The following is a 26,014-nucleotide window of genomic DNA, read 5'->3' as shown; positions in this document are numbered from 1 at the left end:
TCCAAACTCAGAACTCGAAACCTATACCTCGACCCAGCCTCGTGAACCGTGGCTCTTCAGAATCGCTTCGCAGAGCAAGATCTCGCGATGCCCTTCGGCGAGGGTGGGATAGGGTTGAGCTGCGCTATTGGCGGGTTTATCGAGGCTGCCATAGAAGGAGCGGAACAGCTGCTTGAACGAATCGGAGAAGCCTTCGTTGTGACCACCGGGATACGCCGCGATACCGCGAGCCGAGGGAGATAGGAGCGCCGGATCGCGTACGAGCAGTTCACTCGCGCGGTCGCGCTGGCCGATCCATAGTTCGTTCGGGCGCTCGCTATTCCAGCCGAGCGCTTCCTTGCGCCCAGCCAGTTCGTAGCGAATGCAGTTTTTGCGCCCCGCAGTGGTCTGCGAGACATGCAAGTTTCCCTTCGCTCCGCTGGCGAATTGCAGCAGGATGTTGCCGGCATCTTCGGTGTCGATGGGCACTTCTTCATCATGTACGGGGGTCGCGCGGTCCGCCTGAAAGGTCTCGACGCTGGTCATGCCGCGCGGCTTTTTGCGAATCGGATGCACCGTCTGCAGATCCGCACACACGCTGATGACTTCGTCGGCCATGATGAACTGAATCAAGTCGAGCCAATGCGTGCCGATATCGGCGATCGCTCGGAGCGGCCCACCTTCGCTGGCAAGTACCCGCCAGTTGAAGTCGGTTTCGTGCAGCAGCCAATCTTGCACATACGAGCCCGTCACGTGCAGTAGCTTGCCCGCTTCGCCAGACAGGACGCGGGCCCGCGCTTCGTGACAAAGGGGATAAAACCGCACGTTGTAACAGACACCTGCATGCAGCCCGGTGCTCGCAGCCAGTTCGACGAGTGCGGCCGACTCCTGCGAAGTCATCGCCAGCGGCTTTTCGCACAGAACGTGCTTGCCAGCACGTAGGGCGGCGGCCGTTTGCTCAGCGTGGTAACGATTGGGTGACGTGACGTGAACCGCCTGAACCTGCGGATCGTACAGCAGTTCGTCGAGCGACTGGTAAGCCTTGGGAATGTCATATTTCTCGGCTGCAGCCTGCGAACGAGCCGGCGATGAACCCAAAATGCCGACGACGCGCTGCCCGGCACGGCGCAGTGCTTCGAGGTGAATGGGGCCGATAAAGCCCGTGCCGATCATGGCGACGCCAAACGACATTGACACCAAGCCTCCGTTTATTGCAGGCTACTGCGAAGAAGTCTCGACAAACCTTCGCACGCAGCCTAGCAATCGCTGGCCGCACCGACAAGCAAGCAGCCCGAGAGCAGGGATGACCGCGTATGAAACCATCTTCAACCCTTGGCTGGCTGCTGTGCTGCTACCTGCTGGTTTCTGGCAACCTTGTTCGGGGCGAAGAGCAGCCCTTGGAAGGCTTTACCCCTTCCGAGGCTTTTCAAACGTGGGTGACGGGGGTCGTGCGCGACCAGTTACCCGAGAACTATGAGAAGAGCAAGAACTGGGGCAATACGGCTCGCGTGTTTGACGGCTGGCACGTCGAACAACACGGCTTGAAGATTGAAACGCGTCGCCGGTGGAAGACGGTTCGCGACGGCACTTGGAGTCGCTATACCGTGACGCCGCTGAACCCCGACGAACATTTTGTGGTGCGCGTCGAACAGATCGATCAACTGGAGGGCAACAAGATTCGCTTGCAACTGACCGCCATCTCCAAATTGCGTCTCTTTGGGCGGATGTCGAAATGGGAGAGCGGCGTGCAGCTGCTCAGCACCAGCGCCGAAGCCGATGCTAAGGTCCGCGTCACCGGAACCGTTGAAGTCGCCATGAAACTGGATCCGACGAAGTTCCCGCCCGATGTCTACCTGGAACCGCAGGTCACTAGCGCCGATTTTGAGATCACCCAGTTCGAGTTGCGGCGACTGGGTCAATTCGATGGTCCCCTTGTCCGCTCACTCAGCGACGACACGCACGCCGTCTTGAAGGACGAACTGGCTGCCCGGCGGCCCAAGCTGGTCGCCAGCTTGAACAAGAGCCTGGCCAAGCAGCAAGACAAGCTGAAGTTCTCGTTCAGCGAGTTGCTCAAATCGGAATGGGGCAGGTATGTGCCCGCAGGATTGGCGGATGCGAAGGGCGATTAAGGGCGAGGAAAGCCGAATTGTTGAAACGGGCTATTTTCGCTAAATTGCCGCAGCGAAATCTGTGTGCACTGTGTCCCGTAAGGCTCTCCGTTTCATGTCCGATCCGATCCGCGAGCAGCTGTTTGCCGCTGCCAAAACCATTGTCGTTAAGGTGGGAACTCGCGTTCTCACGTCCCCCGATGGCACGCTCAACCACGAGCGGATCGATCGGCTGTCGGAAGAACTGCTGGCCCTGCGCGCTCAAGGGCGGCGAATGGTGTTGGTGAGCAGCGGAGCCGTCGGTGCCGGCATGAGTCGGCTGAAACTGCCCGGGCGGCCGACCGATTTGGCCAAGTTGCAAGCCGTGGCAGCCGTGGGGCAAGTACCGCTGATCCAAGCTTATGACAAGACGTTCAGCAAGCATGGCAGTCAAGCGGCGCAGGTGCTGCTTACGGCCGAAGATGTCGACGATCGCGTGCGCTATTTGAACGTGCGCAACACGCTGCTGTCGATCCTTGAGTTCGGGGCGATGCCTGTCATCAATGAAAACGACACGGTCAGCGTCGAAGAATTACAAACGACCTTCGGCGACAACGATCGCCTCGCAGCGATGGTCACCAACCTGATTCGCGCGCCGCTCCTGATCGTACTGAGCGACATCGAAGGGCTCTACGATGACGACCCCAGCCTGGCGGGATCAAAGCTGATCAATACAGTGCCGGTCATCGATCAGAGCGTGTATGCCTTCGTGCGCGATAAGAAAACGGGGCTCAGCAAGGGCGGCATGGCAAGCAAGCTAGAAGCGGCTCGCATCGTGACCACAGCTGGCGAGAATATGATCATCGCCAGCGGCCGACGGATGGACGTGCTGACCCAACTGGCCGCCGGTGAACCGCTGGGCACTTTGTTTCAAGCCCAAGGCAAGGGAATCACCCCCTTCAAGCGTTGGCTGGGGTTCACTGCACAGACTCGCGGCAGAATTCAACTCGACTCGGGAGCTCGCCGGGCGATTGTCGAGCAAGGTCGCAGCTTGCTCGCCGCGGGAATCACCGGTACGCAAGGGGATTTCAAGAAGGGTGACGTCGTCGCGCTATGCGATGGCGAGGGGCAAGTCGTTGCCCGCGGCCTCTCGAATTATGCCTCGGCGGAAGTGGAGCGAATCAAGGGACTCAAGTCAGCAAAGATCGCACAGGTGCTGGGCCAGCGCCCCTACGAGGAAGTGATCCACCGGGACAACTTGGCGATCGTCAAGAAGTAACTGTGACTGGCGAGTTGTTTTGCCTACTGTTCAGGTTTCGTCGTGATTACCAGCGCAGCCTCTTTAATTTCAGCGACGAGTCCGACCGGCTTGAGCGCAGTGGCCAGCAGTTCTTCCATCGTCACATCTTTCACATTAAAGCTGACCTTGGTCTGCAACTTTTCGGTGAGCGACGGATCGTACTCCATCGTCTTGCCAAGCTCTTGCGCCATGCGTTTGACGATCGCGCCGGCCAGTTGATTCTCGACTCGCAGTGAGTAGCGCTTATCGCCGGGTACGACCTTGGCGGTGCGAACACTCTCGCCACTGAGCATGCGGTCGATCAGTTCGTGAATCTCGTACTTGCCGGTGACGAAGACTTGTTCACCCTCTTTGCGAATCTTCAACTCAGGGAATTTCTTCGCCAGTTGAGAGGCCAGCGAGGCGTTCGCGCCGCGCCACGAGTACTTCTGCTCGTACTCAATCTTGTCCGGCGCGGGAACAATGCGAATGGTGCTCCCATCGGCACTTGTTTCGAAGGTGAGATCGAACCCCGCCAAGATGAGCGTCAGGCGATCGGCTAGCGACAGTGGTGGCAACTGCATGGCCGGCCACAAGTCGTGCGGAATGGCTTCGGGGTTCTCTAAGGTCGCGCCGGCTTGCTGCGCGAGTTCGCGCACCAGTTCTCGAGGCTGTCCCAAGGCTGGGACGTTCAACTCTGCCGAGCGTGCCCATTTTGCCCGCTCCTGTGCAGATTGCTGTCCGACTTGCTGCCGCTTGACGGCTGCCAGTGTCGCTAGCTTCTCGGTTGTCGACGGCGGACCAAGGTAAACAACAGGCCCCACTACTGAGCGGCCCAGCTTGTATTTCTCACACAGTTTATCCAGCGTGATATCGAGGGGCAGATCTTGCGATTCGAATTGCAATTTTTTGCTGGGGTCGATCCGACGGTCGGGCCAGATGGCCACGCGTTGATTATTCGACAAGTTACGCAGCGCTTCACGGGCCGGATTGTCGCCCCAATTGAGCCCCAGGGGCGCTTCGAGTGCTTTTCGGAACTCGATGCCGATCTTCCACTGGACACTGTCTGCGGCGGCCACACGACCCATGCAATCGTTGCCAAACCAACCGCCACCACCGGACGTAGTGAAACCGACCAGCAGAATCAGATGCGTCAGGGTCGTTGAGCGTAGCGAGTTTGAACGTTTCAAAGTTCTGCCTCCCTGTTTCAGTTTGCAGCGATCAGAAGCAACCGTGCCAGCACACTCGTTGGAAAAACGCAGCTTTGCCCCGGGCGTCGGTTGTTGATTGCTGACCTTCTAATTAGACTCAAAGCACGGCCTCACCGCGACTGCGATTGAGCTGAGTTTGCCCGCTGCTGAGAGACGGAATGGCCTGACGTGACGAAGACTCCCACCCGCACACCACGACTCGATCAGCTGTACCATCGGTATCTCGATACTGAAGAGTCGGCTGGGTTCGTGCTTGGCGTTTCGCAAACTTACTTGCTGTCGACGCTCGAACGTCTGGCCAGTGGTGGTCAGCATGTTTCGCGGCGAGCAGCGGTGCTAGCCATCAGTTTTCTGGGCAATTATTCGCACAATGCGATTCTTGGCCGAGCCTTGCACGATACCGATCGCGCGGTTCGCTTGCTCGCCGATAACGGCATCCGCAGCTTGTGGCAGCGAGACGGCAACGAGCGGCAACAACAGGCGTTGCAAGTGATCTGCCGCCTGAACGACTCGCAGCACCATAACGAAGCCATCGAAGCGGCCGGCGACCTGATCGATCAGGCAGCGTGGTTTGCGGAGGCTTGGAATCAAAGGGCCATTGGTTACTTCGCCACCTCGCGCTGGGAAGATGCCGCCAACGATTGTCACCAAACGCTCGAGATCAACCCGTATCACTTCGGCGCGGCCGTCGGGATGGGGCACTGCTATCTCGAAATGGACGATCCCTTCGCCGCCCTCGAATGCTTTCGCCGCGCGGTGAAGCTGAATCCCGATCTCGAAGACGTGCGTGCCCAGATCGACTATTTGCAGCGAACGCTCGAAGGGAAGTAGTTTCGGCACTCGTCGAAATTCAGTTTCCCGCCGCGCGTTGCAGTCGGTACATGGGCTTCGCGCTAAACGCTTTCTTTTCGTGCTTAACGAGAAACGCCTGTAGCTCCTCAGCGCTGGCGGTAATGCGAATCGATTCCTTGCGCGGTTCGGCATTGGGATCGTCGGAAGCCGCTTTCTTCACGACACCCTTTAACTCACCGCGTCCGATGGCTGCGGTGATGACGTCGCGATCGAGCGGATAGAGCAGCCCGCGATTCGCATTCACGAGTGTGTAGCGAGCAATAAAGAAGTCAGAGTTGTCAACTGACGGGCCGACTCGCAGGCTGATGAATCGTTGCTCGCCCAGACGTGTCGTGTAGATCGGAAAGCGATTCACGTTAATCTGTCCGCTGTCGTCGAGACTCATCCCCGCCACCTCATGCACTCGTTCTTTGCCAGCCAATTTACCGATGGCAAAGCGGGGCGGACGTTCTTCGTCGACAACTGCTTCCACGGGCGTACTCTCTTCGGCAACCTCTTTCGCGGCAGGTGCAGGCTTACCTTCTTCAGGTTCGTTGATAATGTCCCACATGCCGAGCAATTCTTCGTCGATCTGTGATGTGGTTTCATCCGAGAGCGGATGCTGCGAAACAGGAATCGCTTCGCAGCCCGCCAGACATAATGTAAACAACGCGTAGCAAAAGATCGGGAGGGGCCAGAGAAGCCGTTGCATAACTCGAACCCTTTCGAGAAGAGGCCATTGCGACCAGACAGAATCAAGAGCCCGCCCAGCAACGATTTATTCCCACCGTTTTCTTCGAACGCTCGCGGGTTACACTGCAGTCTATTCGCTTCCTCCTTCGATTGCCCGCCGCATGAACGATCAACCGCCTGAAGAATCTGCTGATCTGGCCCGCTATGCTCGCCAATGGCGATTCGCGCCGCTGGGCAAAGAAGGTCAGCGAAAATTACTCGCTTCGCGCGTGCTGATTGTGGGCTGTGGTGCGCTCGGCAGCGTGCAGGCCAATACGCTGGCCCGCGCAGGAATCGGCAAGCTGCGAATTGTCGATCGCGACTTTCTCGAACTGAATAATCTGCAGCGGCAGGTGCTCTACGACGAAGACGATGTCGCTGCCGGCTTGCCGAAAGCGATTGCCGCCCGCAATCGCCTGGTGAAGATCAATTCCGAGATCGAAATCGAAGCCCACGTCACGGATCTCGACCACACGAATATCGAAGGCCTGCTCGAAGGCGTCGATTTGCTGCTGGATGGCACCGACAACTTCGAGACCCGCTATTTGCTCAACGATGCAGCGGTGAAGTTCAACCTGCCGTGGATCTACGGAGGTTGCTTAGGGGCTGAAGGTCAAACGCTGACAATTATTCCCGGCGACACTCCGTGCCTACGCTGTTTGATGCCCGATACGCCGCCCCCCGGCAGTTCACCAACCTGCGATACGGCAGGCATTCTCTCGCCGATAATCAACATTATTGCTTCCTGGCAATGCTGCGAAGCAATTAAGATTCTGAGTGGCCACCCGGAAGCGATCAGCCGAACGTGGACGATTTTCGATCTGTGGGATGCGACGATCCGGCAGATCAATCTCGGCAAGATGGATCGCGCGGCGTGCCCCACTTGCAGCGGTCAAGAGTTTCCTTGGCTCAGTGGCGAGCGCGGCAGTCACTCGGCAGTGCTCTGTGGTCGCAATGCCGTGCAGTTGAGCTTCCCCGATCGGCAAAGCGTATCGCTCGAACAGATGGAAGCCAAGTTGCAACCTTTTGGCACCGTCACGCGTAATCGCTATTTGGTGCGAGCCACCATCGGCGAGCATCAACTCACGGTGTTCCCCGATGGCCGCGCGGTGATTGGCGGGACCGAGGAAATCGCTGAAGCGAAATCGCTGTACGCGCGGTACATCGGCAATTAATGTCGGCCGGTTCGTTACGGCAGCAGCGAGAGCGACTTCAAGAACTCCTCGGACTTGGCCAGCGTCTCGCGATAGAGCCTGTCTTCGAACATCAGGTAGCCGTGCTTGCCGCCCTCATTGACCACGAGTTCGCAGCGATTGCCCGCCTTGCGCATCGCTTCGTCAAAGGCCTTGGCTCCCGCGAACGGAGTGACGGTGTCGCCAGTGCCATGAAACACGATCGTCGGCGGCAGATCTTTGCGGACCTGATGCACGGGCGAGATTTCCTGCCAACGCTCGCCACACTTCGCGTTGCCATAGCCTTGCTTCGAGGTATCGATGACCGGATAGAGCAGCACGAGAGCCGCGGGCGTTGCCGAGACCTTTGTACCTTCGTTGGCTTCATTGATTTCGCTAAAGAGTGCCGTTGCGGCGGCCACATGACCACCGGCCGAACCGCCGCTGACGATGATCTTGTTCGGATCGATGCCCAACTCGGCCGCATGCGATTTGAGATAGCGAACTGCCGAGCGACCATCTTTCACGCACTCAAACGGAGTGATCCCCGCCGGTTTGCTGAGCAGCCGATACTCCAAGCTGATGCCTACCATGCCAAGCTTGGCAAAGTGAGCGGCGAACGGATACATTCGCCGAGGCTCACCGCCGGCCCAACCGCCGCCGTGAATCGTGAGAAAACAAGGACGCTGGTCGCTGGCCTTCCAGCCTGTGGGCTCGAACACGTGCAGCAAAAGTTTGCGCTCGCCGACCATCTTGTAAACCACCTTCTTCGCAGGTTCGAGACCCACGGCGATCTTGGCTACCGGATCAAGTTCCTTGATCGTGGTTGTCTTCGTTGGTGCCTTGGGCACCGGCGCTTGACCGCTGACAACTAGCACGCTGGATAGCAGCAGCGCGAGGCTAAGGACGCAGAGGAGTGAAGGCCTGGTCATATAATTGCCTGGAAGGGTGCCGGTGATTCGGTGGGCAGCAGTCGTGGCCGTAGCTTAAACTAGCCCGTTGAGGTTCGCGAGAGTTGCGCTAGCGAAAGGGACGCGATGAAGAAACTCGGTGACCAACTTGCCTGCTGGCTGGGCATCATCGTGGTCGTGATCTTGTCGCCCGCAAGCTGGGCCGACGAGGAAGCGGGATTGCAACTGTTCGAAACGAGCGTGCGACCGGTCCTTGTCGAAAAGTGCCTGGAATGTCACGGTGCCGAAACGCAGGAAGCCAAGTTGCGGCTCGATAGCCGAGAAGCTGTCTTGCGTGGTGGGGCAAAAGGCGCGGCCCTCGTGCCGGGAAAGCCCGAGCAGAGTTTGTTGATCGCGGCGCTGCGTCACTCCGGCAAATTGAAGATGCCACCGGAAGGGAAGTTGAAAGACGAGCAAATTGCCGCGATCGAACGCTGGATCAAACTAGGCGCACCTTGGCCAAACACGGAGCTGGCGAAAAACGAACGGAGCGAAATCGCTCGCAGCCATTGGGCCTTTCAGCCGGTGCGTGATCCCGCAGTTCCTGCTGAGTTTCCCACTGCCAATCCCATTGATTCGTTCGTGCGACAAAAACTGGCCGCCGCTAAGCTTGCCGCGTCACCCCGCGCCGATCGCCGCACGCTCATTCGCCGTGCAAGTTTCGATTTGCTCGGCTTGCCACCCAAGCCAGAAGAAGTGGCAGCCTTCGAGCGCGATGAAGATCCGCAGGCTTATGCGAAGCTCGTCGATCGCTTGCTCGCTTCGCCCCACTACGGCGAGCAATGGGGCCGCCATTGGTTGGATGTCGCTCGCTATTCCGATACCAAGGGCTATGTCTACGCGCGCGAGAATCGAACCTGGGTCCATGCCTGGGCCTATCGCGATTGGGTCACCAAGGCACTGAATGACGACTTGCGTTATGACAAATTTCTGCTGCTGCAAATCGCTGCCGACCAGGCAGCGCGGGACGACAAGAGCCAGCTGGCAGCGATGGGCTTCCTCACGCTGGGTCGAAGGTTTCTCGGCGTAACGCACGACATTATCGATGATCGGATTGATGTCGTCACGCGTGGCACGATGGGCCTCACCGTCGCCTGTGCTCGTTGCCACGATCACAAATACGACCCCATTCCCACGGCCGACTATTACTCGCTCTATGGCGTCTTTCAGAATTGCGTCGAACGCTCGCTGTCGATCTCGGAGCCAGCGAAGCGGGACGATGCTTACTTGGCGTTCGAGCAAGAGTTGCACAAGCGGCAGCAGAAGCTGGACGACACCTTGCTGCGACGACGAAACGAAGCGGCCTCGCGCGTGCGCGATCGGATCGGCGATTACCTGATGGCTCAGCGGGAACTGCACAAGTATCCCGAAGAGGGCTTTGACCAGGTGCTGGAAAAGAACGACGTCATCCCTAACTTCGTGCGTCGCTGGCAAACCTATCTGCGGCAGGCAGAGCAACAGCATGATCCGGTCTTTGCTGCTTGGTTCGCGTATGCGGCGGTCCCTGTGGAAAGTTTTCGTCAACCAGCAGAACAGGTAACCGCAGCACTACAAACCAAGACCGCTGCCGAGTTTCATCCAATCGTTGCCGAGCGATTTCGCACTCCCGTGCATTCGCATCTCGATGTCGCCACCCGCTATGGCACGCTCTTCACGGAAATCGAAAACGAATGGCAAGCCGCGCTCAAGAGTGCTGCCGAGCGCAAGGAGCCGGCACCAACAAGACTCGCCGATGACCACAAAGAATCGCTGCGCCAGGTGATGTACGGCGAGCACGCACCGTGCGAAATTCCGAATGCCGCGATCGTCAACATTGAAGGCTTTTTCGACCTGGGTTCGTGTACCGAACTCTGGAAGCTGCAGGGCGAAGTCGACGCCTGGCTGATTCAGTCGCCACTCGCGCCCGCGCAAGCGCAGATTCTCGAAGACAGGCAGGCGACTACACCGGCGTATGTCTTCAAGCGAGGCAAGGCAGCGAATAAAGGGCCCGAAACGCCCCGCCAGTTTTTGAAGCTGCTGGCTGGTGACGCGCGCCAACCATTTGCAAAGGGAAGCGGGCGTTTGGAACTGGCCCAAGCGATTACCGATCCGCAAAACCCGCTCACACCGCGCGTCTTGGTGAATCGTGTTTGGCTCCATCACTTTGGCGCTGGCTTGGTGCGCACACCGAGCGACTTTGGCACGCGGGCGGAACAGCCAAGTCACCCCGAGTTGCTCGATTGGCTCACGAGTCGCTTTCTGGCCGAAGGCTGGAGCCTGAAGCAACTGCATCGGCGAATCATGCTCAGCGAAACGTATCAGCGAAGTTCCGCTGGCCCCACCGATAAAACGGAACTAGCCAAAGCCGTGCAAACCGATCCCGAGAACCGCCTGCTGTGGCGGGCGAACCAACGGCGACTTACGTTCGAAGAACTGCGCGATGCCATGTTCGCGGCAACTGGCGAGCTCAACTTGCAAACAGGTGGCAAGCCCGCGGATCTCTTCGCCGCTAGCTTTAAGCGACGTTCGCTCTATGGGCAAATCGACCGGCAGTTTCTGCCCGGCACCTTGCGCGTTTTCGATTTCGCCAATCCCGATCTGCACATTCCGCAGCGAAGCGAAACCACCGTTCCTCAGCAGGCGCTCTTCTTTTTGAATCACCAGCTGGTGCTGAGCCGCGTTCAAGCACTGGTCAAAGCAGTTCCCGCTGCGATCTCACCGGCCGAGCGCGTGCAGCAGATGTTTCAGCACGTCTATCAGCGCGCGGCGACACCCGAGCAAGTGGCCGCTGCTCTCGCGCTCATCGATGCGAAGGAAGATCCCAGCGAACTGGCCGTTCCCGCCACTGCCGCCGATTGGCAATACGGCTTCGCCGCTTACGATGAACAGTCGCAGCGTAACAAAGTCTTCACCAAGCTGCCCCACTTCAGCGGCAGTGCCTGGCAGGGTGGCCCCGCCTGGCCCGATGCCAAACTAGGTTGGGTGCAACTAACAGCCGAAGGTGGCCATGCGGGCAACGATGTCCAGCATGCAGCGGTCCGCCGCTGGACCGCGCCGCGCGAGCTGACCGTTTCCATCAGTTCCGCCATCATCCACGATACGACCGCTGGCGACGGAGTGCGGGCCCGCGTGATCAGTAGTCGCCAAGGTCTGCTGAAAGAAGCCTCGGTTCATAACAGTCAGGCTGAGCTCAAACTCGAATCGTTGGAAGTGAAAGCCGGTGACACTCTCGACTTCGCAGTCGATATTGGCGGCACGCTCAACAGCGACCAATACGTCTGGAAAGTTAAAATTGCGACGGCAATGCCAGCCGCCGAAGCTACCGACAAAGCACCGCTCGTGTGGAATTCGCGTTCCGATTTCACCGGCCCGCGCACCGCCACTCTCGATCCCTGGGAGCAACTGGCGCAAGTTTTGTTCTCGACCAACGAGTTTCTGTTTATCGATTGAGCGTGCGCCTTTGTCAAGCATCGCCGGTGCGAACGGACCATAGGTTCTTGCGAATCATCTTCGCGGCTGGGAAGCAGGCAAGAACAAGCGGCAGAAGAGTAGAAAATGATCGCGGCCGGGCAAATTTGATTTTTGCCCGGGCTGGTGCCGCAGAAAGAAATGGAAGGCAGGTGGGAGCGGGCTTAGCTGGCAGCGACCTTGGCCTTAGCCTTTGGTTTAGCCTTCGCCTTGGCTTTGGTTGCCTTGGCGGGAATCAAGCTCGGATCCATGATCTTGCGAAGATCTTCGAGCTCGATGCTCAGGCGATGTCGCAGCGGGCTCTCGGCACGCAGTTCATCCAGCAGGTTCTCGGCCTTGTCGAAATTCTCCGGAGGAAAATCCTTCGTCTTGAACAGATTGCGAAAACTGCGTTGAACTTGATCTTCAGTAAGCAAGGGAGCCTCCCCGCCAGCGGCACGCGTGAGTTCGAGCGCGCTGTACAGGCAATAAGGTAGAACAACATGGCCGACACCTCGTCGTTGCGTCAGCCTACATCTCTAATTTTAGTGACCGTACAACCTGATGCAAGATCAGCCGACCGCTGCGAGGCCTCTTCATTGCAAACTCGTCACGAAAATTTTCGTGCCAATTTCTCGCAATTTCAGGGCTCGCTGCTCTTGCGTTCGTCCGCTGCGGATGTTTCGCCCGCTGTTTCCGGACCAGCCGCTTCCGGACCAGCTTCCAGCAGCCGAACAATCTCCGCGACGGCTGCAGTCAATGACAGCAGGGCCATCTGAAAATTCGTGTGCTGCGAAATCTCGGGCTGAATCTGCGCGAACGACTCCCTCGCCCGCTTCAAGCGGCCAAGCTTCTTCCTGGCCATGCGCAAATAGTCTGCCGCGTTGTTCTCTTTGAGCGGCGCGCCCAGGGCCAGCATGTAGTCGTACAGTTCGCGGTGAACTTCAGCCAGTTCGTCGTCTTCGGCGGCTTCTTCGCTGTGCTTCAGAAATGCGCGCACCATCCAGACGTGCGCTAGTTGCGTGTCGATGGCCTGCATAAGATGAGCGGGTGTCATAGCGATTGCGGATTTTAGATTTCAGAATGCAAATTAGGCACATTCAGGTGCTGTCGACAAACTACCATGAAACACCTCTCCTGGTTCATTGTTCTCTCGCTCATTATTTTCCTCGCGCGCGCATCCTCGGCTGCCGATCCCTTCGCCGAAGGAGTGCGCACCACGCCCTGGCTCTCGCCCGAGGATGAACAAAAGGCCTTCAAGCTGCCCGATGGCTTTGCGATTAACTTGGTCGCGGCCGAGCCCGATATTCAAAAGCCGCTCAATATGCAGTTCGACGAACGCGGCCGCATCTGGCTCACGTGTTCGGTCGAGTATCCCTACGCGGCACCCAACGATCGCCCGGCGAAGGACAGCATTCGCGTGCTGGAAGATACCGATGGCGACGGCCGCTTCGAAAAGATGACCATCTTCGCCGACGGCCTGAATATTCCGATGGGCATCTATCCCTGGAAAGGTGGCTGCATCGCCTTCAGCATTCCCGACATCATCCACTTCGAAGATACCGACGGCGACGGTACGTGCGACAAGCGAACCAAGCTCTACGGCCCGTTCGATACCACCCGCGATACCCACGGCATGTGCAATGCCTTTCGCCGCGGCTTCGATGGCTGGTTATATGCCTGCCACGGCTTCAACAACCAAAGCAAGGTAAAAGGAACCGATGGCAACGAAGTGACCATGCACTCCGGGAACACGTTCCGCTTCAAGCTGGACGGCTCGCGGATCGAGCACTTCACGCACGGCCAAGTGAATCCGTTCGGCATGTGCTTTGACGAGCGGTTCAATATTTTCACCGCCGATTGCCACAGCAAGCCGATTTATCAATTGCTGCGAGGCGGCTATTACCCCAGCTTTGGGAAGCCGCACGATGGGCTCGGCTTTGTGCCGCCGATGATGGACCACCTGCATGGCAGCACGGCCATTTGCGGACTGACGACCTACACCGGCGACAACTTTCCCGAGAAGTATCGCGGGCTCTTCTTCAGCGGCAATGTGATGACCAGCAGAATCAACTGCAACGCCGCCGAGTATCAAGGCAGCACCATCAAGGCCATCGAGCAACCCGATTTTCTCGGCACAACGGACCCGTGGTTCCGCCCCGTCGATATTCACATCGGTCCCGACGGCGCCATGTACGTGCTCGACTTCTACAACCGCATCATCGGCCACTACGAAGTGCCGCTCCCTCACCCCGGTCGCGACCGGACCAGCGGCCGCATCTGGCGAATTGCCTACACGGGCAACGATCCGAAAACCAAACCAGCGAAGATGCCGCGCGATTTGAAGGGGCTATCAACGAAAGAGTTGTTAGTTGAATTGGAGAACCCGAATCTGCAACGGCGACTGACGGTGCAGCATTATCTGACGGATGTGGTGGGTGTTGGTGACTTTGCGATCGTTGATTACATGAGCGGAGAGCGAAAGGACTCACTAGGACTATGTCATGCTATTTGGGCAATTACCTTGACGCCTGACGCATCCATCGAGTTGCCTGCAGAACGTTCAACCAGCGAGGTCTTGAAGATTCACTATGCGAAAGCCAAGGCAAATCAAGAGGAGATTGGCGCAAATGCGAATACAACGCTCGTGAAGTTGGCTTCGTCGGTTCAGCCTCCGTTCGTACGCCGAGCCGCTGCGGAGGCACTCGGAGTACATCCGAATTCTGATTCAATCAGAGGACTCCTCGGTGCCCTCGCTGAGACAGCCAAAGATGACACTCATCTCACTTACACCATCCGGCTGGCCCTGCGGAACCAACTCGCTGCAGCGGATTCTTTGGAACGCCTCGATGCATTGGAATTGACCGCCGCGGAATCCGCCGAACTTGCATCGATCTGTCTCGCCGTCAACTCTCCCGCTGCGGCCACGATCTTGCTCCGTCAAATCGAAGGTGGCAACGTCAGCGGCGATCAGCTCTCGCAGTACATTCAGCATGCGGCGAAGAACGCTTCGGGGAGCGTGGCCGATCGAATCGCGCCGGTGGCGAAGAAGCAATTGGCCAACAATCTGCCACAACAGGCTCGCATGGTCATGGCCATTCAAGCAGGACTGGCGACTCGCAACGAGCAACCAGGCAAGGCTCTTATCGATTGGGCCAAGGAACTGAGCACCCAGTTGCTGGCCTCTGCTCCCGGCGAAGTGTTGCCGTGGCGAGCTGTAGCCGTCGAGGGCCTGCCCGCTTCGGAGCAGCCTTGGGTCATTCAGGAGCGGGTCAGCAAGGACGGCGATAAGGAGTCGAAGTTCTTTTGCAGCTTGCCGAGCGGCGAAACGCTTACCGGCATCTATCGCAGCGAAGTCTTCGCCGTGCCGGAGCAACTGACGTTCTGGTGTGCCGGGCACGATGGCGTTCCGCCGGGCAAGCCAAGCGGCAATAACAAGATCGTGCTGCGCGATGTCGAAACCAAGGGGATCATCAAAACGGGCAAGCCGCCGCGGAACGATGTCGCCCAGAAGATCGAGTGGGATCTCAAACCCTTCGTCGGCCGCCAGGCTTACCTCGAACTGATCGATGCCGACACCGGCACCGGCTATGCCTGGTTCGCCGTCGGCCGTTTCTCGCTCAATGCTCTCAATCCCGTGCCTCAAGTCACCCAGCAGACCGCGGGCTGCGAACTGGCCACCAAATTCAAACTGGCCGACCTTCGTCCTCGCCTGGGAGAACTTCTCGCGGGTGAAAAGACCGACGCAGCCGTCCGCGCCGCAGCGGGCCAGGCCTTTGTCGCCCTCGAAACGCAAGCGGCCAATCGCGCGCTCGCCACCGCTCTTGGCAGCAGTGAGTTGGCCGGCGTTGATCGAACTCGTTTGCTCCATGACCTGACCTCCGGCGAAGAAGCTCGCGTGGCCGAAGCCTTGAAGTTGGCTCTCCGCGCCAGTCCGCTTCGCCTGCAAACGCTCATTGCCGATACTCTCACCAGCGATAAAGCCGGGGCCGAGGTCTTGTTCGCCCTCGTCAAAGCTGGACAAGCATCTCCGCGCTTGCTCACCTTGCCGACGATCACTGCCCGCTTGCCGGCGCTCGGTGTGCCGAAGTGGAAGGAACAAATCGCGGAACTCACCGCTGGTTTGCCCACCGATGCCGAAGCACGCGACAAACTCATCGCCGAACGGCGCACCGCGCTCGAGAAGAACACCGCCGATGGTACCCGCGGCGCGGAACTGTTCGCCAAAAACTGCGCCAACTGCCACCAAATTGCCGGTAAGGGAGCGATTGTTGGTCCTCAGCTCGACGGCATCGGCCTGCGAGGCCGCGATCGCATCCTGGAAGACGTGCTCGACCCCAATCGGAACGTGGACGTAGCCTTCCGAACCACCACGCTCCAACTGGCCGACGGCCGCGTCGTCTCGGGCCTCTTCCGCCGCGAAGAAGGAGCCCTGCTGGTGCTCGTCGATCCTCTGGGCAAAGAGTTCACCGTGCCGAAGAACGAAATCGAAGAGCGCAAACAAACGTCCCTCTCCCTGATGCCCGCCAATGTCGGCGAAACCATCAACCCCACCGACTTTGCCGATCTCGCCACGTTCCTGCTCGCACAAAAGAAGCCGCAGGAGAAGTGAGCCGAGGGAAGTGCGGAATTCGGAGTGCGGATTGGGGAGTGAAGAATGTGGTGACCGTTGTTTGGGTCCTCTTTGTTGATTAATCACCCCGCTGATCCTAAGCCAAATAGCGCCAAACCCATGTGCGGCGCACATTTCTGTTGAAACAGCCCGCCATTTATCAACTCCCCACTTTCGCGGTTGGCAGATCCGAACTTCTCGCATCAGCGTAAACGTCCAACAATCGAGCCAATTGTTGGACAGGCACCGATTCTTGTTTCTTGCTGGAAGCTGTTACCGTCACTGCACTTGGATCGGTTGGGACAACTTTCGAACTTAGCCTCTTTGTCCAACAACCGGGCTCATTGTTGGACAGGCCCCGTTTTAAGAGGCAGTCATCGGCAGCAGTCATCACGTCGTTAAACACGAAATCGAGTCCTCAAGAACGAAGCGACTCCGCCGCACATCGCGGTACGCACCTAGCCAACCAAACTGAAAGAGAACGTCCCGCTATTTCCGCATACTGGTGAATTATTGTCAAGTGTGTGGTCGAAAATTATTTAACATTTTGCGTTCAACCATCCCCCGTCCCGTAGGGACGCTGAGTGTAGCCACGGGCAAGCGCCGATCGCTTTAGCGAGCGAAGCGACACCCGTGGAAAGCGGGAATTCTAGAACCTCTTCGTCCCGCAGGGACGACGGAAGCGATACCGGCGGAGTAACGGCCTGCTGCAAGGCAATGGTCCAGCGTCCCGCAGGGACGGAGGAACTCTTGCTATCGTTTGCCACGGGTTTCGCTGCGCTACACCCGCGGCTACATCCAGCGTCCCTTTGGGACGAAATGCATCAATCCGCGATACGACTCTATCAGCAGTGCAACAGCCACCAATGGCTCGGCTAATAAACTTGCCCCTTGCCTCCGGCGAAAAACGCCATTTTGTCGCGAAAGCAAAAATTCGTGACAAACCGCTCTTGACGCTTGTGTCGGCTTGCCAGTATTTACCCGCCTCTCGTCTACCCAGGTCAGTCTCGTCAGGGAGTCCTGGCGACAAGCAGACACGGTCCGTTCGAGTGCGGGAGCAGTCAATCGTCGTTCGATTGAGGGCTCCGGACTCCAGCGGACAGGTCACCGCGGATCGTGCGATGGATCGCCGGCCGCAGCTTGGCGCGTGCGGGTTTTCTCGAAATAGGAGAAGCGCTTTGAAAGCGAGCGTCGTGTTGCCGGGCATCGTCGTTGCATCGACTTTGCTCTTTGCGTCGAGTCAGGCGGCCACGCCCACGGCAGTGGCTTGGATTACCGCGGCGGAGGCAGCCGGCCAGATTTCTGGCCAGCCGAATAATGCCCGCCGTCAGGCAGACGACCTGCTCAAGCAGGCTCGTACCGCCATCAAGAGTGGACAATTCGATCAGGCTGATAGCTTGATCTCGCAAGCGGAAAAGACGGGGGCCGTGTACGACCCCTATCAAGACCGCTTTGTCGATAGCCCCACGCTGTTGCGTAAGCTGTCGGCCGAAGAGCGTGCCAAGGTGGGCGGCGCTCGCAAGCCCAGCTCGCTGTTCACGGCGATGTGGAATCAGCCTGGCCAAACGCCAGCTGCTGCTCCGCAGCCGCCCCAAGACCCGTTTGCCGCGCGTCAGTCGCAAGAGCAAGCGGTCAATCAGCTGACCGATGGAGCGAAAGCTCAAGCGACGTCGCTGTTGGCCGAAGCTCGCAAGCAACTGGCCCGGGGCGACAAGTACGCCGCGCTCGCCGCCTATCAAAAGGCTGCCGGCCTGGGTGCTCAGTTCGGCCCGCAAGAAGACTCGCCCGAGAAAGTGGCGGCTGCGATTGCCGCTGCGGGTCTCGATATGAGCCGCTTCGGTGCTACCAGCAACGATCCCACTCGCGGATTTGCGATGAACAACCCGGCCGAGATGGCTGCTCGCGATCAACAACTGCCCGGCATGTTGCCCGGTATGCAAGCTCCGCCTTCCGGCGTGAACACGGCTCCGCAGTTGAATCCGTACACCTTGCCCGTGGAGAACAATCCACTCGCTCGTTCGGCTCTGCCCGCCGGTCGTCAGGCCACGCCTGAACAACTGGCTGACTTGAATCTGCCGGCTCCGAGTGGTCCGGGTGCCCCGAACGAAGCTCCGCAGCGATTGCCGGCTCCGCCGTTCGGACAAATGAATGCTGTGGCCCCGAATGCCAACAAGGCAGAAGCGCTGCGTTTGCTCGCTCAAGCCCGCATGGCTCTCGATAAGGGCGACTTGAACACTGCCGGACAATTGGCCAAACAGGCCGATAGCCTGAAGGTGGACGAAGCGGCCTTCGCTCAGAACGAAACTCGCCCGTGGCAGATGCTGCTGGAAGTCGACAAGGCTGCTTACAAGCGTCAGGGCGTGCAAACGGCCAGCGCCGTCGAGCCAGCTGTTGGTGAAGGTCCGCGATTCCCGGTTTCGCCTGGTGTTTACAACCCGGCCGCCGATAACTCGCGCCTGCAACAAGCGTCGACCGCGTCGGCCATGATGCGTCAACCTGGCAACCTGGACGATTCGCATCCGCTGCGGATGTACGAAAACGGTGTGCGAGCTCTCGAAGCTCAAGACCGCGATACGGCCATCCGTCTGTTCCAGGAAGCCTGGAAGCAGAAAGAACAGCTCGATCCCGAAGTGCAAAAGCTCCTCGGTGACAAGTTGACCTTCCTGCGTGCGAACACGGCTCCCACGCAACCGATGCCTCGTCCCGATGGCCCAGCGAATCCGCTGTCGCCGCTGGAACAGGTCGGTTCACAGCAAGAGCTGAATCGTCAACGCATGGTCCGTGAGTTCACCATCGAAGCCAAGTCGGCCGAACAGATCGCCCAAAGCGATCCACGCGCTGCTTTGAACAAGATGAAGACCTTCCGCGAACGCGTCACTGCTGCCGACCTGGACACCACGGCTCGCAAGAACCTGCTGACCAGCATCGACCGCCGCGTGTCGGAATTGCAGACCTACATCGATCAGAACAAATCGACGATCGAAAACGCTGAGAAGAATCGTGGTCTGCTCGCCGAGCGGGCTCGCAATACCGAGCTCACCCTCGAGATGCAGGACAAGCTGGCCAGCCTGGTCGAGCAGTTCAATCGCTTGATGGATGAGAACCGCTACGCCGAAGCCGAAGTGATCTCGAAGCAAGCTCGAGAAATCGAGCCCAACAGCCCGGTCACGACCTCGATGGTCGAGAAGGCCAAGCTGGCCAAGCAGATTTGGTTCAATCAGTCCACCAAGGAAGCCAAGGAAGCCGGCTTCTTGGGTGTTACCGATTCGATGGAAGCATCGTCGATTCCCTTCGATGATCGCGAACCAATCGTCTTCAACGCCAAGCTGTGGAGCGAACTCACTCGCCGACGCAAGAGCCGCCTGGAACAACAGAATCGTCTGTCGCCAGCGGAAATGGAAATTCAGAAGTCGCTCAGCAAGCCAGTGGATGTGAAGTTCACCGATCGTCCGCTGTCGGAAGTTGTGTCGCTCCTCGGCACCATGACCGGTGTGAACATTTATCTCGATCCGCAAGGTTTGCGGGCCGAAGGTTTGACCAGCGACGCCCCGGTGACGCTCGACCTGAGCCAGCCGATCTCGCTGAAGAGTGCCCTCACGTTGTTGCTCGAACCGCTGAACCTGTCGTTTGTGATTCAGAGCGAAGTGCTTCGCGTCACGAGCCAGCAGACGCGTGACTCCAACGTGTATGCCAAGGTGTACTACGTGGCCGACCTCGTCATTCCGATTCCGAACTTCACCCCGACCTACAACATGGGTATCGCGGGTGCGTTGAAGGAAAGCCTGGCGACGCTCGGTTATGGTGGTGCTGCGGGACCGCTCAACCGTGCTCCGCTGACCGTCGCTGCCGACACCACCACTCCTGGTGCTGGTGGTGGCTCGATCAACCCGACCGTGATGGCCCAGCAACAAATGTCTGGCTCGAACGGCATGTTCCCGGTCTCGTCGGCTCGTGGGGGCGGTCAGTCCCTGGGTGCTGGTCCCGGCGGCTTGGGTGGTGGTGTGCAAGCTGACTTCGATCCGCTGATCGAACTGATTACCTCGACGATCGAGCCCGACTCGTGGCAAGACGTGGGTGGTCCTGGTTCGGTCTCGGGCTTCGATACCAACTTGAGCCTGGTTGTTAGCCAACGGCAGGACATTCACGAACGGATTGCCGACTTGCTCGAACAGCTTCGCCGCTTGCAAGACTTGCAGGTGACGATCGAAGTTCGCTTCATCACGGTGAGCGATCGCTTCTTCGAACGTATCGGTATCGACTTCGACTTCAACATCGATGACAACACCGGCTTCAACAACCGGGCCGACCAGATTCCTACGGGTATTCTGACGGCTCCGATTGGTAGCCCCTTCGATGACGACGGCCCGGGCTTCTCGGTGGGTTTGAACGAGCAAGGTCCGACCGCGGATCTCGACTTCCGCTTCAACCAAGGTAGCTTTAGTGCCCAACCGCAGTTCGGTGGTTTCGACGCCGGCTCGGCTGCAAACTTCGGCTTTGCGATCCTCAGCGACATCGAAGTCTTCTTCCTGCTGCAAGCTGCACAGGGTGACGACCGCACGAATGTGCTGCAGGCTCCGAAGGTGACGTTGTTCAACGGTCAACAAGCGACCATCATCGACAGCTCGTTCCGTCCCTTCGTCACCAGCGTGGTGCCCGTCGTCGGCGACTTTGCCGCGGCTCACCAGCCTGTGATCATCGTGCTGAGCGAAGGTACCATGATGAGCGTGCAAGCGGTGGTCTCGTCCGATCGCCGGTTCGTCCGCCTCACTCTGGTGCCGTTCTTCAGCCAGATCGGTGATGTCGAAACCTTTACCTTCAACGGTCGAGTGACGACCGACAGCGGTACGGTGGTGCAAGATCCATCGAACCCGGACCAGAATGTCGTCAGCGGTGCTACTCGCACGGTTGAAGGCACCACGGTTCAGCTGCCAACCCTGGCCACCACGACGGTTACCACAACCGTCAGCGTGCCAGACGGTGGTACGGTGCTGCTCGGTGGTATCAAGCGGTTGCGAGAAGGTCGCAACGAACGTGGCTTGCCCCTCGTGAGCAAGATCCCGTACATCAGCCGCTTGTTCACCAACGTTGGTATCGGCCGCGATGCTCAGAGCCTGATGATGATGGTGACACCACGCATTATCATTCAGGAAGAAGAAGAAGAGAAACTCGGTATCGACTTCGAACAATAGTCGAGCCAACAGCTCCCTCTCCTCGGTAATCCGGGGAGAGGACTAGCGTTCATGTCGGAGGCCGCCGCACGTCTCACCCCCCCTGGACCTGCGGCGGCTTCTGCGTTTCTTGGCGGAGCAAGTTTGAGGTTCAATGTTCAAACCTGGAACTTACTTGCCTTTCCACTTCGCCAGACGTTCGCGCAGTTCTTCGTTGTTCGCTTGCAGTTCGAGGGCCCGCTGGGCGGAAGCAACGGCCAAGGCGTTTTCGCCACGCAAGGAATGGATTTCTGCGAGGGCGGCGTGATTGGCTGCGGTCTGGTCTTCGAGCTTCACGGCCGCTTGGGCGAGGGCCAGGGCTTCGTCGAGTCGCTGGTTACAACGGGCGAGCAGCAGGGCCAGTTCGCGGCGATGGTACGAGGTCTGCGGATAGTCGCGAATGACCCGCTCGTAGCGCGAGGCCACTTCGCTGACGAGTTCGCCCGCTTCTTTCGTCCGCTCGGCTTTGCTGAGCAGCGGGACGAACTCTTCGAGGGCACGTACGTTGCCGGGCATGATTGCCAGGACGCGTTTCAGCTCGGCAATCGCCAGGTCAGGCTTGCCAGCCGCCAGGAAAGCGCGGCCGCGATTGCGATGAATCACCTCGGGGTCCGTCAGGTAGTGTTCAAAGAGCGTGAAGTTGTTCACACCAACCAGTTGGCTCAGGAGCCAGCGTTGCCAGTTGTCGGCTGCTTCGCTCGGTTCCTTGGTAAAGATGCAGTTCGCGCGCAAATGCCCCGCTGCCAGCGTGGGATGCTGCACGGTGGGATTCGCTGTGATCTGAACGATCCGTGCTTGTTCGGCAGCATCAACGAGCAGGTCACGATCTTTCAGTTGGAACGCCAGCGAGTACCGCGCGACCGGAGATAGCGCGGCGAGACTCGCGCGCTGTTGTTCCAGCTTGCCGGCATCTTTGTCGCCCGCCTGCAGCATCGCATGGCCGAGCAAATAGCGCGGCAACGGCAGTGCCGGCAGTTTCTCGGTGGCTGCGCGATACCACCGGATGGCTTCGGGCCAGTCTTGATCTTCCCGAGCAAGATCTCCCAGGCGCAACTGAGCGTCGGTGGCACTGGGAGCGGCTTTTTCGAACCAGCGGCGAGCCTGCTTGCGATCCCCCAGTTTCACCAGCACCTCGCCGGCCCGTAGTTGCTGGCGAAAGTCCGCCCCTTCGAACCAGGGCTCTAAGTCTTCAGCAATTTGCTTGGTCAGCGGGTCTTTCATTTCGGCCGGCACTCCCGCCGGACCAAGAATTTTCTCGATCGTCGCGATCGTCAATCGCCGACGATCGGCTGCCCCGCCCAGCCGACTATACAGCGTCTCGGCCAGGGCAAAGTCCTTGCCATACAGCGCGCTAAACTTCGGCGACGGGGAAGTACCGGGAACTTCGAGGGCCGTGTTCAGATCGTCGAGTGCCTGCGGTCGATCACCGGTCAACACATCGGCCTGAATGACGGTGTGCCAAAGACTTGGATCTTTTTCCGCCGCCGCCCGCAACACTGCCACAATCTGCTTCGCCCGCTCGCGCTCCCCCAGTTGATGAAGCTGGCGAGCCAAGTCGCGGGCGTAGTCGTGTCGCGGGACGCTCTTTTGCGTGGCGACCTTGCCACCATCGATCAGGCTCTTCAACCACGCTTCATCAAATCGAGTTTCGGCAGTCAGGCCCGCAATCGCTTGCGACTCTTGGTATTCGAAACGCAGAAAACGAATGTACGACGCTCCGGCAGGAATGCTTTCCTCCAGCAGTCGCAGCGCGTGTTCGTGTTGTTCGCAGGCTAGGTGTGCTTCGGCGGCATCCCAATAAGTTGAACGCTGCTCGGGGGCGTTCGCCCGCAACTCTTGCAGCTTGGAATCCATCAGCACGTGATTGCCGGCGAGAAAATTAAGCGTGGCACCTAGCGCCAAGGTCTCTGCGGCGAGCTTTGGGCCTTTGAACATCTCCTGCTGTACGGCCGCGGCAGCGCCCCAGTCGCTCTGCTCCATCAAGATGGCCCGCTGGTAATACGCCAACTGATGCTTGCCCGCGAGATCTGCCGCGCCGGCAAGGTCGCCATTCGCGCGGCGATAATAGACCAGGCGTTTCGCAAGTGCGAAGGTGGAACCTTTCGCGAACTGCTTCTCCAGATCTGCCAGTCGTGCAGGCAAGCGACCAGTAACTAGCAACATCGACGTCAAGCGTTCCAGCGAACTGTCTTGAGCCACATCGAGCGATTCCAGAATCGCCTCGGCTTCGTCCAGTTCGTCCTCGACGAGCAGATCCGGAACGAATCGCTGGGCCGTGCGACTAGCCGACGAGAAGAGCGATTCGCGATCGACAGCATTCTTCTCGGAGCGGGCCAGCTTAAAAGCCAGCTTCACTTTTTTCTCGCCAATCAGGGAATTGAGGATACCACGTTTGCTCTCGATATCGCCATCGCGAAAACTGCTTAGCAGCGCTTCGAACTCGGGAGGCGAATCGGGGGTGAGGCCCAGTTCGAACTTGTCGAGAATCAACCTGGCCCGCAGCCGGACTTCGGCATCGTTGCTTTTACTCGCCTGCTGCAGGGCCTTTTGCGAGACGAGTCCCCAGAGCCACAATTTTTTCGAAGCTGCTTCGCGAATGGGGTACTCGTCGTGCCCCAGTTCTTTCACGGCAACAGCAATCTCGGGTTCGGTCGGTTCCGCGGGCTCTTCCTTGGCGGCCAAGGGAGCGGCGATGAGCAAGGCAGCGATGATTGACCAGGCGCGATAGGGAGACACGATTTTGATTCCTCTCGCGGTGATGAGTAGCGAATCAAGATAGCCCGGCATGTTCGCTTTCTCGCTTGCGATTATCATAGTTGCATGAACACACAACAACTGCTGGTCGGCGTGATCATGGGAAGCAAGTCCGACTGGGAGACCATGCGCCACGCCTCAGAAATACTCACTCGTTTTGGCGTGCCGCACGAATGCCGCGTCGTTTCCGCTCACCGCACGCCGCAGTGGATGTGCGAATATGCCGAGTCGGCCGAAAAGAGAGGGCTCGCCCTGATTATCGCTGGAGCCGGTGGCGCGGCCCATTTGCCCGGCATGGTAGCCTCGCAAACCATCCTGCCCGTTCTGGGCGTGCCGGTGCAAAGCCGCGCACTCTCGGGACTCGATTCGCTACTTTCGATCGTGCAAATGCCCGGCGGCATTCCCGTCGGCACCTTGGCCATCGGTGAAGCTGGTGCCAAGAACGCTGGCCTGTTAGCCGTTCGCATACTTGCCGCCAATGACGAATCTCTGCGCAAACAGCTGCACGACTTTCATCGCGAACAGGCAGACAAGGTAATGCAAGACACGCTGCCTCCCGCTTAGGGAGCTGTGACATCAACTTCCCGTGCGATCAAAACAGCTGCCCTTGTCCACCGGGAAGTTTCGGCGGGCGGAAGCGACTGCAGTCGAGTTCCGGCGAGGGCTGATCGAGCCCCAGTTTTTTGCAGAAGGCCTGAAAGGTGGCGCGCACACCTTCGGCGTAAGGGCCTGTTCCTTTCATGCGCGTGCCGAACTGCGCGTCGTAGAGCTTGCCGCCGCGCATGTCGCGCAGCAGGGACTCGACCTTGTCGGCTTGCAGCGGACGATGCTCGCGCAGCCAAGCGCTGAAGATGGGAGCGACCGCCCACGGCAACCGCAGCATGACGTAGCCGGCATTGAGCGCGCCGGCCTCTTTGGCGGCAGCGAGGATCGTCGGAATCTCGTGATCGTTGAGTCCGGGAATGATCGGCGCGACCATTACGCGCACAGGCACACCAGCTTCGCTGAGGGCGCGGATCGCTCGCAGCTTGGCGGCGGGTGTGGCGGTACGCGGTTCCATGGTGCGCGCCAACTCGGCATCGAGCGTGGTGATGCTGATGGCTGTTCCTACCAAGCGGCGTTCGGCCAGCGGTTGCAGTACGTCGAGGTCGCGCACGATGAGCGAGTTCTTGGTGATCATGGTGAGTGGATGCTCCGCTTCGAGCAGCACCTGCAAGATGCCGCGTGTTAGCTGAAACTTTCGCTCCGCAGGCTGATAACAGTCGGTCACTCCTGAAATCATGATCGGCTCGGGTCGCCAATGTTTCTTGTTCAGTTCCTTGCGCAACAGTTTCACCGCATCGAATTTCACGAGTACGCGCGTTTCGAAATCGAGCCCAGCATTCATGCCAAGCGTTTCGTGCCCAGGGCGCGCGTAGCAATAGACACAGCCATGCTCGCAGCCTCGATAGGCATTGATGCTGAAGCGGAACGAAACATCGGGGCTATCGTTCTCGCGAATCAGCGTCTCGGCGCGATCGGGCAAAAACTCGGTTTCCACCTTCCGCCGTTCTCCCGGCAGCTGATCGTCTTCGGCAAAGCCGTGCTCATGATCGGCCTCTTGCCGCGAATGTTCGAAACGGTTGGGCGGATTCACCGTCGCCGCACGGGCGACGAATCGAAATGGGATTTCATCGGGCATGGGTCGCAAACTCCATTCAGGACGGATGGCAGTGTACACTTGAACACACTTCCCGAGAACGGCATTCGTGTTATTTTCACGGCACCTGCCTCG

Annotated in this window: 16 protein-coding genes; 8 read left to right on the top strand and 8 right to left on the bottom strand. The window is 58.9% G+C overall.

Features of this window, described 5'->3' with window-relative positions; genetic code table 11:
- Window positions 1–21: 21 nt before the first annotated feature.
- Window positions 22–1,170: a Gfo/Idh/MocA family protein gene (locus NA78x_RS02490; protein WP_425619492.1), complete on the bottom strand. Its 1,149-nt coding sequence runs from the start codon at window positions 1,168–1,170 to the stop codon at window positions 22–24.
- Between the two features lie 122 nt (window positions 1,171–1,292).
- Between NA78x_RS02490 and NA78x_RS02485 the strand changes: the two genes are divergently transcribed.
- The gene (locus tag NA78x_RS02485) at window positions 1,293–2,108 is read left to right on the top strand and encodes a hypothetical protein (RefSeq protein ID WP_425616837.1); all 816 of its coding nucleotides are present in this window, start codon (window positions 1,293–1,295) and stop codon (window positions 2,106–2,108) included.
- A 94-nt stretch (window positions 2,109–2,202) separates the two neighbouring features.
- On the top strand, window positions 2,203–3,345 hold the full coding sequence (gene proB, locus NA78x_RS02480; RefSeq protein ID WP_425616836.1) for a glutamate 5-kinase: 1,143 nt from the start codon (window positions 2,203–2,205) through the stop codon (window positions 3,343–3,345).
- A 23-nt stretch (window positions 3,346–3,368) separates the two neighbouring features.
- On the opposite strand, the gene NA78x_RS02475 is transcribed toward proB, so the two are convergent.
- Window positions 3,369–4,535 carry an STN domain-containing protein gene (locus NA78x_RS02475; RefSeq protein WP_425616835.1) on the bottom strand — a complete coding sequence of 389 codons (1,167 nt, stop codon included), beginning with the start codon at window positions 4,533–4,535 and terminating at the stop codon, window positions 3,369–3,371.
- A 189-nt stretch (window positions 4,536–4,724) separates the two neighbouring features.
- Between NA78x_RS02475 and NA78x_RS02470 the strand changes: the two genes are divergently transcribed.
- Complete coding sequence (locus NA78x_RS02470; RefSeq protein ID WP_425616834.1) at window positions 4,725–5,387, top strand: hypothetical protein; 663 nt, start codon at window positions 4,725–4,727, stop codon at window positions 5,385–5,387.
- Window positions 5,388–5,406: 19 nt separating this feature from the next.
- Here NA78x_RS02470 and NA78x_RS02465 read toward each other — a convergent pair whose 3' ends face one another.
- Window positions 5,407–6,099, bottom strand: a complete 693-nt coding sequence (locus NA78x_RS02465; RefSeq protein WP_425616833.1) for a hypothetical protein — start codon at window positions 6,097–6,099, stop codon at window positions 5,407–5,409.
- A 142-nt stretch (window positions 6,100–6,241) separates the two neighbouring features.
- On the opposite strand from NA78x_RS02465, the gene NA78x_RS02460 reads away from it, so the two are divergent.
- Window positions 6,242–7,294 (top strand): ThiF family adenylyltransferase, encoded by a 1,053-nt coding sequence (locus NA78x_RS02460; RefSeq protein ID WP_425616832.1) that lies wholly within the window; start codon window positions 6,242–6,244, stop codon window positions 7,292–7,294.
- Window positions 7,295–7,308: 14 nt separating this feature from the next.
- Here NA78x_RS02460 and NA78x_RS02455 read toward each other — a convergent pair whose 3' ends face one another.
- On the bottom strand, window positions 7,309–8,223 hold the full coding sequence (locus NA78x_RS02455) for an alpha/beta hydrolase (protein ID WP_425616831.1): 915 nt from the start codon (window positions 8,221–8,223) through the stop codon (window positions 7,309–7,311).
- A gap of 105 nt (window positions 8,224–8,328) precedes the next feature.
- On the opposite strand from NA78x_RS02455, the gene NA78x_RS02450 reads away from it, so the two are divergent.
- The gene (locus NA78x_RS02450) at window positions 8,329–11,670 is read left to right on the top strand and encodes a DUF1553 domain-containing protein (RefSeq protein ID WP_425616830.1); all 3,342 of its coding nucleotides are present in this window, start codon (window positions 8,329–8,331) and stop codon (window positions 11,668–11,670) included.
- A gap of 182 nt (window positions 11,671–11,852) precedes the next feature.
- Here NA78x_RS02450 and NA78x_RS02445 read toward each other — a convergent pair whose 3' ends face one another.
- Together NA78x_RS02445 and NA78x_RS02440 are read right to left on the bottom strand one after the other, a co-directional pair.
- Window positions 11,853–12,104 carry a hypothetical protein gene (locus NA78x_RS02445; RefSeq protein ID WP_425616829.1) on the bottom strand — a complete coding sequence of 84 codons (252 nt, stop codon included), beginning with the start codon at window positions 12,102–12,104 and terminating at the stop codon, window positions 11,853–11,855.
- Between the two features lie 206 nt (window positions 12,105–12,310).
- The gene (locus tag NA78x_RS02440) at window positions 12,311–12,724 is read right to left on the bottom strand and encodes an amidohydrolase (RefSeq protein WP_425616828.1); all 414 of its coding nucleotides are present in this window, start codon (window positions 12,722–12,724) and stop codon (window positions 12,311–12,313) included.
- 66 nt (window positions 12,725–12,790) lie between these two features.
- Here NA78x_RS02440 and NA78x_RS02435 point away from each other — a divergent pair, with 66 nt between their 5' ends.
- Window positions 12,791–16,279 carry a PVC-type heme-binding CxxCH protein gene (locus tag NA78x_RS02435; RefSeq protein WP_425616827.1) on the top strand — a complete coding sequence of 1,163 codons (3,489 nt, stop codon included), beginning with the start codon at window positions 12,791–12,793 and terminating at the stop codon, window positions 16,277–16,279.
- A 1,178-nt stretch (window positions 16,280–17,457) separates the two neighbouring features.
- Window positions 17,458–21,468 (top strand): hypothetical protein, encoded by a 4,011-nt coding sequence (locus NA78x_RS02430; protein WP_425616826.1) that lies wholly within the window; start codon window positions 17,458–17,460, stop codon window positions 21,466–21,468.
- A gap of 150 nt (window positions 21,469–21,618) precedes the next feature.
- Here the strand turns inward: NA78x_RS02430 and NA78x_RS02425 are convergent, their stop codons facing one another.
- Window positions 21,619–24,273: a hypothetical protein gene (locus NA78x_RS02425; RefSeq protein WP_425616825.1), complete on the bottom strand. Its 2,655-nt coding sequence runs from the start codon at window positions 24,271–24,273 to the stop codon at window positions 21,619–21,621.
- Between the two features lie 33 nt (window positions 24,274–24,306).
- Here NA78x_RS02425 and purE point away from each other — a divergent pair, with 33 nt between their 5' ends.
- The gene (purE, locus tag NA78x_RS02420) at window positions 24,307–24,804 is read left to right on the top strand and encodes a 5-(carboxyamino)imidazole ribonucleotide mutase (protein ID WP_425616824.1); all 498 of its coding nucleotides are present in this window, start codon (window positions 24,307–24,309) and stop codon (window positions 24,802–24,804) included.
- 28 nt (window positions 24,805–24,832) lie between these two features.
- Here the strand turns inward: purE and NA78x_RS02415 are convergent, their stop codons facing one another.
- The gene (locus NA78x_RS02415) at window positions 24,833–25,921 is read right to left on the bottom strand and encodes a PA0069 family radical SAM protein (RefSeq protein WP_425616823.1); all 1,089 of its coding nucleotides are present in this window, start codon (window positions 25,919–25,921) and stop codon (window positions 24,833–24,835) included.
- Window positions 25,922–26,014: the final 93 nt, after the last annotated feature.

Origin of the sequence: Anatilimnocola aquadivae, assembly GCF_049819085.1 — a bacterium.
Taxonomy (GTDB): Bacteria; Planctomycetota; Planctomycetia; order Pirellulales; family Pirellulaceae; genus Anatilimnocola.
The sequence above is the reverse complement of the archived record's forward strand: the minus strand, read 5'-3'. Positions and strand labels throughout refer to the sequence as shown.